Below are 15,951 nucleotides of genomic sequence, written 5' to 3' on the forward strand. Positions count from 1 at the left end.
CAGCGCACGGCCTTGCAAAGCACTGGCGGCCCGCTTCGCGGCGGCCGCCAGCTCCCCCACTCCGCTCCGCTATCCGCTCGCTCTGCCGCAACCCCAACCCCGCTTTGCCGCCCTGCCTCGGCTCGCGTCCATCGCTCTATCCGGGCGCGCAGGCTTCCGCCCCCTTGCTGCTGCGCTCCCGGATAATCGCTATGCGTCTCGCGCTTCGCTTGCTCGACACAAGCCGCAAGCCGCTTCATTACCGCTGCCTCTTCTCCGCTTATTTCCTTACTCTCCAAGCCATCACTTTCCCTTTCCTTGCTGTTTCTATTTAGCTCTATCTCTCCATCTCTGCTATATCCTTTTGCGTTCTTCATTTTTCCAACCCTATCATGTCTATTTACGTCCTTCATTTCCCCATCCCCGCTATGTCCATGCCTTTCCTCCCCCTTCTTTTGCCCGTGCCTATGTAAACTCTTTCTACCTTGCCGAAATCCCTCTCGCTCCCCAGCCCCCAGCCTTCCCAACCAGCCTATTCTCTGCACGACCGGTGACTTCGCCAGCGCTTTCAACAACGCACCACTGCTTCTCCACTCATTCCTCTCTAACTCATCATCCCATACTTGCTTACAGCGCCATGCATCCCCAAGCGGTAGAGGCTCCTTCCACAAAAGTACAACTTCTGCAGAGTGACCTTCCTCTCTCAGATCTAGCGCTTCGTTCCTATACCTTCCTTCATATTTTCCGTAGTCTTCCCTGCCTTCAAAGCGGGTAACACTGTTTTTAATACGGTCATCGTACTGCTGTCCAAGCCAAAACAAACGATCAGCCTCTACCGCTATCGTCACGTCAGAAAACCACTTCCCGCCGATTTTTACCACGTACACTTGCGCTTTCATTTCATGGCCCCCTGTCATCCCCTTATTTTTTGCCAACAAAAAAGCACACGCAACGACGCATCAAGCGTCGTCGGGTGTGCTTCACTCCGAGCTCCGAAATTATTGAGTTGCTCTCACTATACCTTAAAACGGCATTTTAGACAAATCCTCCGGATTTTGCAAATCAACAAGAATAGCATGTTCAGAGGAAGTAACGACTCCGTCCATTTTCAACCGCCATAACAATCTGGAATGACTTGCATCTTCCACATGAGAGCGCTTCCGATCATTCGACTGTTCTGCCCCTGAATCGATGTCCTTCTCTGCCTTGCCCTCGTGTACAAAGACCGAACCGCCGCCTTGCTCCAGCCGGTCGACAATTTCTGCTGTTTGCTCCATCGATCCGTCATCAACTACGGTCAACTTTGCATCCGTACCCATCCGCCGGGAAAAAGCATAAAACGATCGTACCAGCCATTCCATTCTCATATGTTGATTGTGTGCCACAAGTACGTAATGTTTACTCACCCGCACCCGATCCCGTTTTAGCCAATATGTGAGGTGCACGAGAGCAGCGACCAAAGCATAGCAGCCAACAACGACGAGCAATATCCCAACCATGGCAGCCACCTCCTCTTTGTTGACACTATATGCGGTGGCGAGCCTAGTGGTTCCGGACAAATAGGACGAGTTTTGTTAAAATAGCCTCCTACCTTTCCCCTGTCCGCAATTTGGGTCTTATCCCCCTCCGGCTCGGCTAACCAACAACAAAAATAAAAAATCCCGTGTCTATAGACACGGGACCCTGCTATGTATTAACCAGACCTGTTACGACTGATGATTGGCTGTGTTTATCCAGCCCATTTCCTCCGCGCTCTGCTCATACAGCTGCAGCTTTGGTCTGTTCTATTCCGAGGGCCAAGCGGCTCAACGCCAACACCCCAGCAGCATCATACCGCAATAACACATCCAGCTAACTCAAGCAGTATTGCTTACAGCGTTACCCAGCCGTATTTGATGGATTGAATAACCGCTTGCGTACGGTCATCAACCTCCATCTTTTGCAAAATGCTGCTGACATGGTTTTTAACGGTTTTCTCGCTAATGAACAAAAACTTCGCCGATAAGCTTGTTGCTCTTGCCCTCTGCCATCAAACGAAGTACTTCCGCCTCCCGGCGGGTCAACGGATTATCTTCGCTAGCGATGAATTTCACGCCTGGCTCGCTGGTAGCAGCAGCACCCGATACGATACCCATTTCATCCAGATACGTCATCCGGCGCAGCTGATTGATCAGCTTGCCCGTTACTTTCGGATGGATGTAAGCATGTCCATTCACAACGGAACGAATCGCGTTAATTAACGACTCTGCCTCCATATCTTTCAGCAAGTAGCCGGTCGCCCCTTTACGGAGCGTTTCGAATACGTAGCTCTCATCGTCATGAATCGAAAGAATGATTACCTTAACATCGGGAAAAATCGTCTTCAAACGCTCTGTTGTGACGACCCCGTTCTCGATTGGCATATTAATATCCATCAGCACGATCTCCGGCTGGGTGTGATTGCAGAACTCCAGCACCTGAATGCCGTCGCCGCATTCTCCAATGACTTCAAGGTCATCTTCCATATTCAAAATCCGTTTTAACCCTTCGCGAAAAAGCTGGTGATCATCCGCGAGCAACACTTTAATCTTTGGCTTCACACCTGGTGCGTGAGCATTTTGGTTCATTCGTCATCTTTCTCCTTTCTCTACTCTACTGTTATTGGGATATAAAATAAAACTTTCGTCCCTTGTCCGATTTTTGAGTCTATTTCCATCCTCCCTTCGAGAAGATCGACACGCTCACGCATGCCAATCAGGCCAAAGTGGGAGTTGTGACTCGCCTCATATTCGACAAGCTCGCTCTGAAAACCTACTCCATTATCAAGAACGGTAATGATCACCATCTCGGATTGGTAGTTCATTTCCAGTGTGACGTGCGACGCGCTTGCATGCTTATGCGCATTGGTGTAAGCCTCCTGCACAAGCCGAAAGATTGCTGCCTCCATCGCAGACGGCATTCTGACTTCTTTCCCTGTCAGCTCGAATATGGTATGTATTTTGGTCCTCTCTTCGAAGTCCTGTACGAATTTACGAAGCGTAGGTACAAGTCCCAAATCGTCCAATGCCATAGGACGCAAATTAAAAATAATTTTGCGAATGTCCTCCAGCCCTGAACGAACTTGTCCTTTCAAATCTATTAATTCGTCTTGTACCATTTGAAATTCCTTCTTGATGAGCATTCTTTCTGCAATTTCTGTTCGCAGCACAATATTGGCAAGCGATTGAGCAGGGCCATCGTGAATTTCGCGAGAAATCCGTTTGCGCTCTTCCTCTTGCGCGACGATAATCTTTAATCCGATCATCTGCCTCGTTTTCGCGGATTCCAATATTCTTGTCACCTGGTTCAAGTCGCCTGACAAATACTCCAGTACAACATTGATTTGCGAGGCGATCATTTCAGCGCGCTCAATGGAGCTTTTGACGTTGCGGACCCGCTTTTGCAAATCGTCCCGCCTCGTCTTCAGATAGGCTTCCTTCTCCCGATAGACCATGAGATCCATCTGAATGACAGTCGCCTTCTCATACGCCTGCTTTATATCCTCTTCCTTATATCGGACGAAATCCTTGCTGACTTCAGTCAGTCGAATACGGGCGCGACGATACTCCTTCTCCAGCTCGTCCACCCGAAGAATGGTTTTGCCGTTCTCCTCCAGCACAAGCTCAAGCTCCTGCACGAGAGAATCAAGTTCGGCGCGCGCCGATTCGCATATTTCGTAAATTTGTATCTTGCTGTCTTCCATAACCGCGATCGCATTGGTTATGACGCGATTAATATCTACAATATGTTGATCCACGACGATTCGGCAACCCCTCTTAAAAGGATTAATATAGAAGGTTATACCATTCTATCATAACACAGGAAAGCGGCCGCCCGTCTATTTTAATCAATGGTAATCTTTTTCGTTTTGTTCTCAAAACCGACTTTTAGACCCAGGTTTTCCGAGAATAGACGGATCGGAATCAGCGTCCGTCCATTACGGACAATTGGCGCAACGGCGGTATCTGAGCGTTTTCCATTCATGACCAGCTCTTTCTTGCCGATAACCATTTCCAGCATCGTCGAGCCTTTAATAACGGATACACGATTGAGCTTATCGTCCCACTTCAAAGTTGCGCCTAAAGCATCACTCACGAAGCGAAGGGGGACATAAGTCGTGCCGTTCAATTCCAATGGAGCTACGTCTAGCGTAATGCTTTTTCCGTCTATAGTCGCTGTCTTCTTGCCAATGTTCATGACGATAGACTTATTCACACTTGTGACCGGTGCGTTCGCATATTGCAGCTTCAAGTTGTCCAGACCTATTGCTCCGGTTGCTGCGCGCTCATCTTGCCCGTCGGCAATCGTCACGACATAGATCCGCTTGAGCTTCACCGGGTATTTCATGCCGTAGGAGCCTAGATCGGCTCTTACCGTTTTCCAGCCTGTCCAATCCAGTTGTTTCGCCAGATCAACCAAATGCGCCTTGCCGGCCGCATCGGTGAATTCGGCCCGCAGCCAGTTCAGACTTCCATCTCCGTATACGTCAACCGACAAGACGTTTGGAGCACCCTCCACCGTTCTGCCGGCCGTGCCGTTGAACACAGCATATACAGCCTTCGTTCCCGTACCTGCACTGAAATCATATGAAATTTGCAATGCTTTGCCGGATGTCTGCTTCGGCAGATCGCTGACGAGCTTCGCGCTGCCCGTTGTCGTCGCTGCCGGCGTTACTTGAGAAGTGATAGCGTAGCCGACGTTCTCGAAGTTCTCCAGCATTTTCTCCGAACCGCCTTGCGTAAACGGCAGAATCGCCGGGAAGCCGTCGTAACGTCCAATCGCATAGCCCGTTGTTGAGGAGCCCGTCGATTCAACGGTAATTGTATTGCCTTTCTGAGAGCCCGTAAATCCGATAAACTCCCATTTCAGCGAATCACCCGTAAGCTTATAGCTTTTACCGTTCTTCAGCGTAATGGTAACCGGTACCGATACCGTCGCTCCCTTGCTCAGTACGCCTGCTGCCGCATCAAGCTTCACTTCGGCAACTTGATCCTGGCCAATAACCTCAATTGGGTAGTTAGAGGTTACATCACCGGATCGAACCGAAATTGTCGCCGTTCCCGCTTTGGTAGCTGTAAATTCGTTACCGCTCATCGTTCCGACACTGCCGATGCTGCTCCATTTGGCGTTCGTGCTATTCAGCTCGAACGGATTATAGTAGGTATCGTAAGCTTTTACCGAATAGGAGGTTTTCTGTCCAATAAACAGCACATTCGAACCGCTTACTGTAATGCCTTTCAAAGAGCCCTTCGGTGCTGTCGAGAACACGCCGATCCCATTGGCTACGCTGCGCTGCGTCGTCCCATATTGTGTAGAGTGAGTGAGCTGCAATCCCGTCTCGCCGAGCGGCCGATCGATCATCGTCGTTGAGCCGCCGCCATCAAGGTTGATCCCCTTGTAGACGCCCAACCCCACCATAATTTGCTGCATCTCTTTGAGGCTCGCGCCAGTGCTGTTTCCGAATTTCTCAGTTGTAATCAAATAAACCTTTTTACCGTCCTTGGAGTAGCCTACTGCTGAACGAGAGACGATCGACGAGCCGCTGACTCCGGAAATGTCACGCGAGAAAGCCGCTGCCGCGCCTTTGTCTACGAGAATTGTATGACCGCCAATGAGCATGTCGAAAGTGGAGGGATCTACCTTGCTGCCTGTGGTTGAGGATACTAACGAATAATTGCTGGTTACCGATTGGCCCACCTGAAGATGCTCCACAATAAACTTAGCTGCATCCCCATGTCCGCGTAAAATATAGCCGTCCTTCGGGATAGCTCCCGCTATAGGACCTTGCTCCGAGATTTGCTCCACGATACCGTTGCGGACAAGCGCCTCCGTTGCTGTGGCCATTGCGTTCCGGGGACGTTCAGCTCCGCCCCAGGCGCTTGTATAAATATGCAACTGATTGAAATGGCTATATTTAGAGTCCCCGACTTCAGGAACATAGGCAGATTGGTTCATGCCGGCAAGAACGAAGGTCGAGCCATCTCCCGCCTTCACCGTTCCATCAAACGTATAGCTGTCGATGACCGGCTGGCGATCCTTCGTCACTGCGAATGCGTACATTCCTTTTATCTTCATTGGGCTGACAAGCATAGAGCCGCTGGATATTTGCGCGCCCATAGGCGAGCCTTCCGTAGACGTAATAAAAACGTCAGCGTTAATGCCGGCAACCGCTCCGTTTTCCTTCGTCATATTGGCAATTGTATTCAGCTTGCCGACCGTATTATTTTTTCCGCTCATCGCGTCTAATTTCACATTGGGGTTTGAGATGTCGATCTCGATGACGTGAACGTTCGTTTCTGCCTTTTTGCCGCTGCGCTGTGTCGTCCAGACGTATTCTTTCTTGATTGCACCGGCTGTTATGTAAGATTGCTGAAGCAGCTTAAATGCCGAGCTTGCCGTTGCCGCTGCGGCGACTGGGGTTTTTACCGGATTCCAGCTAACAGGTACCGCCGCCAGCGGTTGAATCAAGAGTGCTCCACCTAACAGAACTACAATAACTTTCTTGCTCACCGTCTGCCGAACATGGTTGTTGTCTACCTTACGCATCTTTTTTGCAACTCTCCCATCTCTAAGTCTATCTATTATAGACTACAAGACTAGGTTAAAAGTTACGTATTCACAATATTAATAAATATTAATGGGTGAGAACGAATTCTTCCTTTTATCTGCTAGAATCGCATGGGATCAGCTCATTCAAGCGATTAATAATTCTTTTCTACTAGTTACACCTTTAAAATAGGACAGAAAAGAGCCCCCCTGCCGAATTTTACGGAAGGGAGGCTTTTGACCTGTTATGCGCTGAGAAAGTTAACTTTCTCGAGCAATCTTTTGATCATGACGGTCGCTTCCGCCCGAGTTGCATTTGTCGTCGGGCTGAACGTTGTCGTCGTTTTGCCCGTGATGACACCGGTATAGACGGCCTTCGCGACGTCAGTCTGCGCCCAGGAAGCGATTTTGCCCCGGTCGGAGAACTTCGACAAGTAGGATGATGTGGAAGATTGCAGCGTCACTGTAACCCCTGCCGCTTTGGAAGCGCGCGTCATCATAACCGCCATCTCTTGACGGGAAATCGGACTGTTTGGCTTGAAGGTGCCGTCCGAATTGCCCTGTACGATACCCGCTTCCGAAGCCGCGCCGATATAAGCAGCCATAGCAGTTCCCGTGTTGACGTCTCTGAACTTGGATGCGGCCGCTTTATTGCCGGCTAGTCCTAGTCCTTTGGCGATATACGAGGCAAACTCGCCGCGTGTAATCGGCTTCTCCGGCTCAAATTTGCTCGTGCTGCGTCCTTCAACGATATATTTCTTGGCCAATATTTGAATCGTTGTACCCGCCCAATGCTTGCTAATATCTGTAAAGCTCACATTACCTTGCACAAGTGCATATGCGCTATTGCCTTTGCGTTGGAACTTGGCGATCATTTTCCCGTTAACCGTCGTAAACGTTGTCGGTACATAGGACAACCCGCCCGTCTCAGGGTCATACCAGACAACCGAAACTGTCTTGCGATCAATGGAATACGGCGCTTCCATCGAACGTGTCAGATAACCATTGAAGCTTTGAACCGGCTTCACTGTGCCTCCATACGAAGCCGACACATCAAAGTGAACCGGCGGTGCCAGCAAAGAAGCATTCGCTCTGCTAATCGCTGACGTCAGCGTGCTTGTCAAGTTAGAGCTGCCTTGATCGATTTGGATCAGCAAATCGCCTACAGCTCCGCTTGCATTCAACGAGCTTGTAATTTGCGAGAAATTCAATGCGCTTAGCGGAATGTCATATGAAATTCCGTTGTACTGAACGGCGATTGCCGCATTGTTGCCATAATAAACTGCGCTTTGCAAGGCAGACAGCGGGAAAGCAACTACTGCTGCGCCCTCAGTACTAGGTACTTGGAACACAACTCGCAAATTATTCGATCCCAGCGTACGAGCCGCTTGAAAAGCCAAAATAATTTTTTCCGATGGAATCGTGTATTTATTTACGTATTTCCCTGCCGGCGAAGTAACGCCCGTAATCGTGGCATTGGACTTCTGGATGCCGACGCCTCCGCCTTCGGCTTGCTCAAAGCCTCCCGGCAAAGAATCCATAATGGACGTTTGATTAGTAAGCGTATAATTCGTAAAGTTCTCGATCAATTTTCCGCTATTCGTTCTTAGTCCTGTCGATGAATTTCCGTAGTAGGACAGCGTCACTTTGCTGGACGCGCCGACCGGAGACGATAACGTCAATGTAACTGTCGAACCGCTCAATACGACTTTAGATACCGAATAATTCGTTCCGTCCGCTTGCAGCATGAACTGCGATATGGACGGTACGTAATAATTGTTAAGTGACTCATTGAACGTCAACGTTGCCGTCGAGCCTTTTACAACCCCTGCTGCCAATAACCCCGATGCATTTCCAACTGGCGCATTAATCGTAGAGAAGGATGCCGCAGCATTGCCAGCCTGATCCGTAATTCTTGGAGAAGCTGCACCGTAGCTAACATAAATTGAATCCCCCGATGATACTGGGCTGCTTAATGTCAAGATAACCTGATCACCGCTTACTTGCACTTGCGTAACTGTACGTATAGAACTGTTCACGCTAACGCTATAGCTGCCCGGATAAGGTACAGAAGAGCTATTCAAAGACTCGTTGTAACGCAACGTGATTGTCGACCCATTGGCAACTGCGCTAATTAAGGAAGGCGGAGTTGTGTCTGTTCCACCGCTTATCCGATAGCTTGAAAATGCATTTACATTGATGCCATCCGTATCCTTTATCGGATACGATCCTGGCGAATAAGAAACATAGACAGCTTGACTATTTGAAGCCGTCCCGTTAAAGCTCAACTGCACAGTGCTTCCACTCACATAAATGGCAGTCGGGCTGTAGTAGGTGCCGTCGACACTGATACCAAATTGAGAATAGGCATAGCTGTTTGCAGCGGCTAGTGCTTTATTAAATGTAATTGAGACGATACTGCCATTGGCCGATCCGCTTGAAGGTGCAGCTGATGTTGTATTTACAATCGGCTTGACCTCATAATTGCCGATGCTAAGCGTCTGGTTGCCTACAATATCCTGTATGCCGCCCGTTGTAGTTATCGGTTTGGAATACGATAGCTTGACCGGCTGCCCATTCACGATAGCGCTGGACAGTGTCAGCTTGACCGTGACACCCGATACTGCTACAGAAACTACAGGCCTCATTACATCGTTAACAGTCACGTAAAAATTGCTGACCGCAGGCACGCTGTATATATTCAGCTCTTCGTTGAAGGTCATCGTAATGACATTACTCTCGTATTCCATCTTACTAATGACCGGAGGACTTGTATCTTCTCCTATCGTTTTGAACGCCCATTGATATTGGTTTTGAATACCGACATAGGCATTACCAGCCAAATCAGTAATCGCATCTGGGCTAATCTCGATGTAATAGTTTGTATTGCTTGCTAGGGTGCCTGAGGGTGCGGCGATGACAACATGCTTACTGTTGTCTGGATTGACATAGAAGACTGTCTGAACAGGCTGTGCGGTAGTATTGCCAATCGGCCTAATCCAAATGGAGCCTGTTCCCTTCACAACTGTTTTGCTGAAGACAGCGGAAAAAACCGCATTAGGCAATACATTATTTGTATTGTTTGCCGGATAGGTTTCTTGAAGCGTAGGTTTGACGGTATCCTGTGTAACACGAAACTGCCAGTTGTTTGCTGTAACACCAGCGAAATAATTGCCGGCCGCATCTCTAAACCCTCTATTACCGATGACGACATAATATTGAGAATTGTTAACGAACGCTTTGTCGGAATCACCTGCAAAAAGCGCTTTATTAGGGTTAATCGTAATTTTATTGGTACCGCCGCCCGTTACATTATCCGACGTTACCGGAATCGAACGGAACAGCACATTATTCACTACGTTACGAATTTCTATATTTCCTGAGTCCGGATACACAGGCTCGTTGAACGTAATTTCAAGATTGGAGTTCAGCGTTCCAATCGTTCCGCCGTGGGCAGGATAGACTGCCGTGCGGAGAGGAGGGTCTTTTTCATCACCCGGATCGGTCGTAAAATCCCATGTTGATGCATTCGATATGCCCTGAAACCAATCCCCTGTCGTTTTATCGACTAAGGCGCCTGCATCAATCAGTACGTAATACCTTGTATTTGCGAGCATCTTTTGCGGTCGGATTGTAACCACGTTGCCGGATATGGTTACTCTAGAAGTATCTGCTGCCAAGATCCGCTCGTCATAGTTATCATAAGCACGTATTAAATGAATGTACTTATTAGCCCCCGCAGCAATTTCTTTATCGAAAGCAACCGCCAAAGCATTTGCCACAGGTACGGACGTTGCGTTGTCCGCTGGCGATAGAGCTGTAACATTGACCGGAGCCGGTGCAGTTGTAAATCGCCATACCTGGCCAGGATAAACATTTCCAGCCGCATCCTGTAAAACGCCCCTAGGTATTGTGAACGTATAAGTGCTATTTGGATACCATGCAGTGGATGGCGTAATCGTAATCGTATTCGTTCCGCTGCCTGTAACCTGGCTCGAAGTAACCGGTATTTTCCGTTCCTCGTAAGCAGTGTTACTTGGATTGGTTACGAGACTAAGATCACCATTAGCGATATATACTGGTTTATTGAATACAAGTGTAATCGGCGAAGTAATAGCTATACCCGCTTGTTCACTAGCTGGATAAGCTGCACTTAATACAGGAGCCGTTGTATCCACCGTCTCCACCGTTTTGAAATTCCATTCCGTTGCATTGGCAATTCCCGAGTAGTTCGCTCCATTCGATACGTTTACGAATGTACCTGGGTCGATTAATACATAATAATCGGTATTCAGGTTAAAAGCCTTGCTGGGACGCACGGTAACGGTTCGTCCGGTCGCATCGATTGAAACCCGTCCGTCAGTTGCTACATTATAGCTTTCAAACACTGTGTTTAGCGTGTAATTGTAAATCGTAAACGAGGCGGAGCCCGTCCCCTTCGCTACGGGCTCATCAAATGTAAAAATGAGCGGCGCACTAAGTCCAACATTCGTAAAATCGTCAGCAGGGCTTTTACTCGTTAATATAGGCCCAGCTGCTGCGGCTTTGACAATGTGAGAACTTGTCATCGATCCCGGCAATAATAGCTGCATGAATAATACGATCGATAAGAGCAAACCGATCTTTTGGCGGTAACGATTCATTTCATTCACTCCCCGAAAAATTACAGTCGTACTTTATTTGTCGGTTAATTCGACTTAAAAATGTAGGTTTAGGAGTTACTTTTCTGGAATAGTTCACCAAAGATTTTTAAATATAAGTATAAAAAAAGCTCAGAATCGTGAGATTCTGAGCTTTGATATAAGTCTATTACTTAAGCAAGCGCTTCGGATTTCAATTTTTCTGCTTTGTCTACGCTCTCCCAAGGCAGTTCAATATCCGTACGGCCAAAATGACCGTAAGCCGCTGTTTTGCCGTAGATCGGGCGGCGAAGATCCAGCATTTTAATAATACCGGCAGGACGAAGATCGAAGTTGTTTTGAATGACTTCAACCAGCTTTTCTTCGGAAACTTTGCCGGTACCATAAGTGTCCACGTTAATGGATACAGGTTGAGCAACGCCGATGGCATAAGCCAACTGAATTTCGCATTTGTCTGCAAGACCGGCTGCAACGATGTTCTTCGCTACATAGCGAGCTGCATAAGCTGCGGAACGGTCCACTTTCGTAGGATCTTTGCCCGAAAATGCACCACCGCCGTGGCGAGCGTAGCCGCCGTACGTGTCGACGATAATTTTACGGCCAGTGAGACCTGCGTCACCTTGTGGTCCACCGATTACGAAACGGCCTGTAGGGTTAATAAAATATTTCGTTTGCTCATCCAGCCATTCTACGGGAACGACAGGCTTAATCACATGCTCAAGAATGTCCGCTTGGATTTGCTCCAGCGAAATTTCTTCTGCATGCTGCGTGGATACGACGATTGTATCGACACGTACAGGCTTGCCGTCCACATACTCGATCGTTACTTGTGTTTTGCCGTCAGGACGCAGGTAGCCCAGCGTACCGTTCTTACGAACCTCAGCCAAACGGCGTGCGATACGATGCGACAATGCGATAGGCAATGGCATCAATTCTGGCGTCTCATTCGTTGCAAAACCGAACATCAAACCTTGGTCTCCGGCACCGATGTCTTCATTTTCCTGTTGTACGTCTTTACCGTCACGCGTTTCAAGTGCAGCATTAACACCTTGCGCAATGTCAGCAGACTGCTCGTTCAGCGATGTCAATACCGCACATGTGCTGGAATCAAAACCGTATTTTGCACGAGTGTATCCGATCTCTTTGATCGTACGACGTACAATAGCGGAAATATCAACATAATCAGCACGGCTGCTGATTTCTCCAATGACCAGTACAAGTCCAGTTGCAACCGATACTTCGCACGCTACGCGCGCATAAGGATCGGCTTCAAGAAAAGCGTCAAGAACAGCATCCGAGATTTGATCGCAAATCTTGTCCGGATGGCCTTCAGTCACCGATTCCGATGTAAATAGGTGACGACCTTTAACAACCGACATCCGTATCAACCTCCTACAGCCTTATTATAAGATAAGTGCAAATACTCTAAACAAAAAATTGAACCTTTTCCCGTAGGAAAAGGTTGTTAGACAACTCTCTAGAACAGTATAATACCGAAATTGTCGGTTTGTGTCAATGGACGGGAGTCCTGACAACTTTTACTGATAGCCCCGAAGAACAGCTTCAGCTTGGGATACAAGCCTTTTTGTTATTGAACCGCCAACTGATCCAACCTCTCGTGAGGTAAGGTTCGACCATTGTATCGCTCCATGCCCTCCGCCACTATAGGCGCCAAGCTCACCCGCAAACTCGGTATCCTCGCCTGCACCGGAAGCTGTAGATTGATACAACCCTAATTCAGCAGCAATTTCGTATTTCATTTGATTTAAAGCTGCTTTGCAATTCGGCACTACAATTTGATTGGATGAACGACGACCCATAATAAGACACCTCCATAGGATATAGGAACATGTCTATAGATTGCGTTCATTTGCAATTTCGTAAGCGTATAAGCTATTGTCAACCAGAGCAAAATATAACAACATCAATGCTATTGAATCGTATATCCCCCGCGTACCAAAACCGTAACTGTTTTAGTAAAGCCAGGATCCGTTGTAATACCTCGTCCTGCTCGTGGAAAAATAACAAGATGATTCGCCGGAATAGGCTGTCCTTTAAATACATCCTTGCCGCCCGTCACATCGGCCAAACCATTTGAGTCAGGGCTATAAGCTACTGCTTTGCCAGCGCGGACAATAATTTCTGTACCTTCATTTGCGATCAGAATTTTGCCGTTTGGCACCGTAACCACTTCCAGCTTGTCGCCGCCTGTATTGCCTTCTTGGCCCTTTTCTCCAACTAATGCGTCTACATAGCTTTTGGTGACGACTGGATCCTCTACAGAGCCTGGCACTGCTGAAGCCCCATCTGCTTCAATCGTACTTGTGTTCCAATAACCGATACCGAATCCGCCAACAACGAGCACAGCTCCAAGCGCGATTCTAGCAACCCATTTCTTCATCGTAATCGATAACTCCTCTCTAGCAAAAAAATACGGGTATCTGTTTAAAGATACCCGATTTAATACTTCATTTCTACTGTTATTTGGATAAATGATAACGCTGAACTAGTTTACATTCGGGTCTGCCCAGTTAGTAAAGCCTGACCATTGAATTTTTTTAGAAACTAATTTCTTTTTAAGTCCATTAAGTTCTTCATAGATATTCACACTTATTGCTGTTGAATAATTTTTAATCTCTTCGTTAATTTCAGTAAAGTTATTACCTGTCTTCCAGATGTACTTAGCTGTTGTTGAGTTCGAATCAAGCTCGATTGGTGCAGACATAATTGTTGTATTAGTAGATTCATCTTCAATTGTTACAATCAATTTTCGAGAGCTAAATCCATCATAACTATAATTACGCTGCACTTCTGTTACTATATTCATATTAAGTGTCGTATTAGTAACCCAGGTAGAAAGCGATTTGATGTTAACTGCAAATGGACCTACTTTAATATTACTAAAATCCTTCGTTACCTGTTTTTCAATTGGTAACGAAAATTTAGCAGGATTAAAGTATCCTTGCGCTTGATCATCATTATTCTGAATAATTCCTTTATCGTTAAATGCCAGTCCAAACAATAGAGTTGCACCTGTCATATCCATGTCTTTAGGTACATCTACTGTTACAATGACCTGTTCTTTTCTATTGGGATTAACCGGATTTGTCGTTTTAATTAGTTTGGTTTCAAATAAAGAACCATTTGCTGTTTGAACATACCCTGTCCATTTAGATGTTGCTTTCGCTCGTGTTTGGTTATTCGTAATATCCATATAGATTGCAAACACTTTGCTGAACTCTCCTTCGAATGTGCGAACATCAGTTACTGCAGCTGCTACCTTCTCACCATTATCTTCAATTGAATAATTCGAACCGATGGCAATTGATTTAGGTGTGGTGGCGGCTTTAGTTGTAAGTGAGGCTAATTCATTTTTCTTTTCACCATCAAGCTCGTACAACTTGAATTTAATGTTATTAACATTAAAACTACTCGAAACAGCACCATAATAATATATTACTGCCGACCCTTTAGCAGGAATAGAAACCTGTGTAGTTAAAGGAAGAACCTTCGTGTCAAGTTCTGCACTGTCATCTAAGTAAAAAGCCCCGTTGATTTTTGGCAGAGGAGCTGCCTTAGTTCCTTTATTTGTAATCGTCAACTTACCAATTAAATTATCATTTGTTTGCCACGGATATTTTTGCAGAGAATCAATACTGATGTCATAAACATAATCACCGGTAATATATTCGTATTTATTCGTTGCTACATTAACTGTTGGAGCTTTCAAACCTACATTAAACTTTGCAGCCGGTACGTTAATGCTCGCAGCACCCTCCCCAACTGACTGGACTACAATAAGCTTCATTCCAGTTGTTTTTATCGTATTGGGTAATTCAACAGATAATTTAACTGTCTCCAATATAGCTGGACGAAGCGATATTTCTGTTGGAGCAGCAGATGAAGATTGTTTTAATTCATATAATGCTCCAGAGGTTGATTGCATAAAAAATTTGAAATTTGGTATCGTTACGCTGAATTTCCCCGTATTGCGCATTGCTAATTCTAAATTTATAACATTGTTGGCGGACCCAGATGAAATTGTTGATTTATTAATCCGCATATTAATGACCGTGTTATTAAGTTTAACAGCCTTGTAGCCCCCAATTTTTACATCGTTTGTATAACTGGCTGGGAACATAAACTTAGCAACGTTTTTTTCATATCCGGAAACTGAAAAATCAAATTTGATAATTTTCAATACCAAATTAGCTAAAGTAACATTATTAGGAACTTCACTATAGAAGGTTAAAGTAACGCTCGACTTAGGTGCAACAGATTTTTTAGCTTTATCAGATTCGATTAAAGATAGTGTATATTTATTTCCACTCCATGAAGAAAGTCTTGCCCAATAGTCTTGCAAATTCATAGCTGCACTTCCACCATTATAGAATGTTACTGTAAAACTAGCAGTACTTCCTTTACTGCTTGGAATGAGATCAGCACTTTCCAATTTAACATAGGAGCTAGAGTTTATGTATACCGGTTTACTAATGTCTGTACCGGCTGCATAACCGGTTTGCGTAGCAATAGGCATGACAAGAGATAAAACTAATACAATAGCTAATAACAAGTAAAACTTATTGTTTATCTTTGTTCGTAAGAAACTATGCATTTTTAATCACTCCGTATCGCTTTTTTATATAGACGCAATACAGGCCAATTTTGTTCCCCATAATAATCTATTCTATGTATTTAATTTTAGCAGTGCTATATGAACACAAGATGAACATCGTTAATATAGGAAAAAGGGTTCCTGACATGGTCA

At 46.2% G+C, this 15,951-nt stretch carries 9 protein-coding genes and 1 pseudogene; all 10 read right to left on the reverse strand.

Annotated elements, in window-relative coordinates:
* On the reverse strand, nucleotides 1-878 hold an 878-nt coding region (locus TY10_RS25410; RefSeq protein ID WP_042170099.1), incomplete at its 3' end, for a hypothetical protein.
* Nucleotides 879-1,001: 123 nt separating this feature from the next.
* Nucleotides 1,002-1,478 (reverse strand): hypothetical protein, encoded by a 477-nt coding sequence (locus tag TY10_RS29220; RefSeq protein WP_052350769.1) that lies wholly within the window; start codon nucleotides 1,476-1,478, stop codon nucleotides 1,002-1,004.
* Between the two features lie 371 nt (nucleotides 1,479-1,849).
* Nucleotides 1,850-2,585, reverse strand: a pseudogene (locus TY10_RS25420) (response regulator).
* Between the two features lie 20 nt (nucleotides 2,586-2,605).
* On the reverse strand, nucleotides 2,606-3,754 hold the full coding sequence (locus tag TY10_RS25425; RefSeq protein ID WP_081735491.1) for a sensor histidine kinase: 1,149 nt from the start codon (nucleotides 3,752-3,754) through the stop codon (nucleotides 2,606-2,608).
* 86 nt (nucleotides 3,755-3,840) lie between these two features.
* Nucleotides 3,841-6,543 carry a stalk domain-containing protein gene (locus tag TY10_RS25430; RefSeq protein ID WP_042170103.1) on the reverse strand — a complete coding sequence of 901 codons (2,703 nt, stop codon included), beginning with the start codon at nucleotides 6,541-6,543 and terminating at the stop codon, nucleotides 3,841-3,843.
* Between the two features lie 245 nt (nucleotides 6,544-6,788).
* Nucleotides 6,789-11,186: an Ig-like domain-containing protein gene (locus TY10_RS25435; RefSeq protein WP_042170106.1), complete on the reverse strand. Its 4,398-nt coding sequence runs from the start codon at nucleotides 11,184-11,186 to the stop codon at nucleotides 6,789-6,791.
* A 170-nt stretch (nucleotides 11,187-11,356) separates the two neighbouring features.
* Nucleotides 11,357-12,562 carry a methionine adenosyltransferase gene (gene metK, locus TY10_RS25440; RefSeq protein ID WP_042170109.1) on the reverse strand — a complete coding sequence of 402 codons (1,206 nt, stop codon included), beginning with the start codon at nucleotides 12,560-12,562 and terminating at the stop codon, nucleotides 11,357-11,359.
* A gap of 159 nt (nucleotides 12,563-12,721) precedes the next feature.
* A complete protein-coding gene (locus tag TY10_RS25445) occupies nucleotides 12,722-13,003 on the reverse strand; it encodes an alpha/beta-type small acid-soluble spore protein (RefSeq protein WP_042170112.1) in 282 nt (93 codons plus the stop codon).
* 110 nt (nucleotides 13,004-13,113) lie between these two features.
* Complete coding sequence (locus TY10_RS25450; protein WP_042170114.1) at nucleotides 13,114-13,584, reverse strand: hypothetical protein; 471 nt, start codon at nucleotides 13,582-13,584, stop codon at nucleotides 13,114-13,116.
* A 105-nt stretch (nucleotides 13,585-13,689) separates the two neighbouring features.
* Complete coding sequence (locus TY10_RS25455; protein ID WP_042170117.1) at nucleotides 13,690-15,798, reverse strand: hypothetical protein; 2,109 nt, start codon at nucleotides 15,796-15,798, stop codon at nucleotides 13,690-13,692.
* Between the last annotated feature and the right edge of the window lie 153 nt (nucleotides 15,799-15,951).

Source organism: Paenibacillus gorillae (assembly GCF_000513275.1).
GTDB classification, from domain to species: Bacteria; Bacillota; Bacilli; order Paenibacillales; family Paenibacillaceae; genus Pristimantibacillus; species Pristimantibacillus gorillae.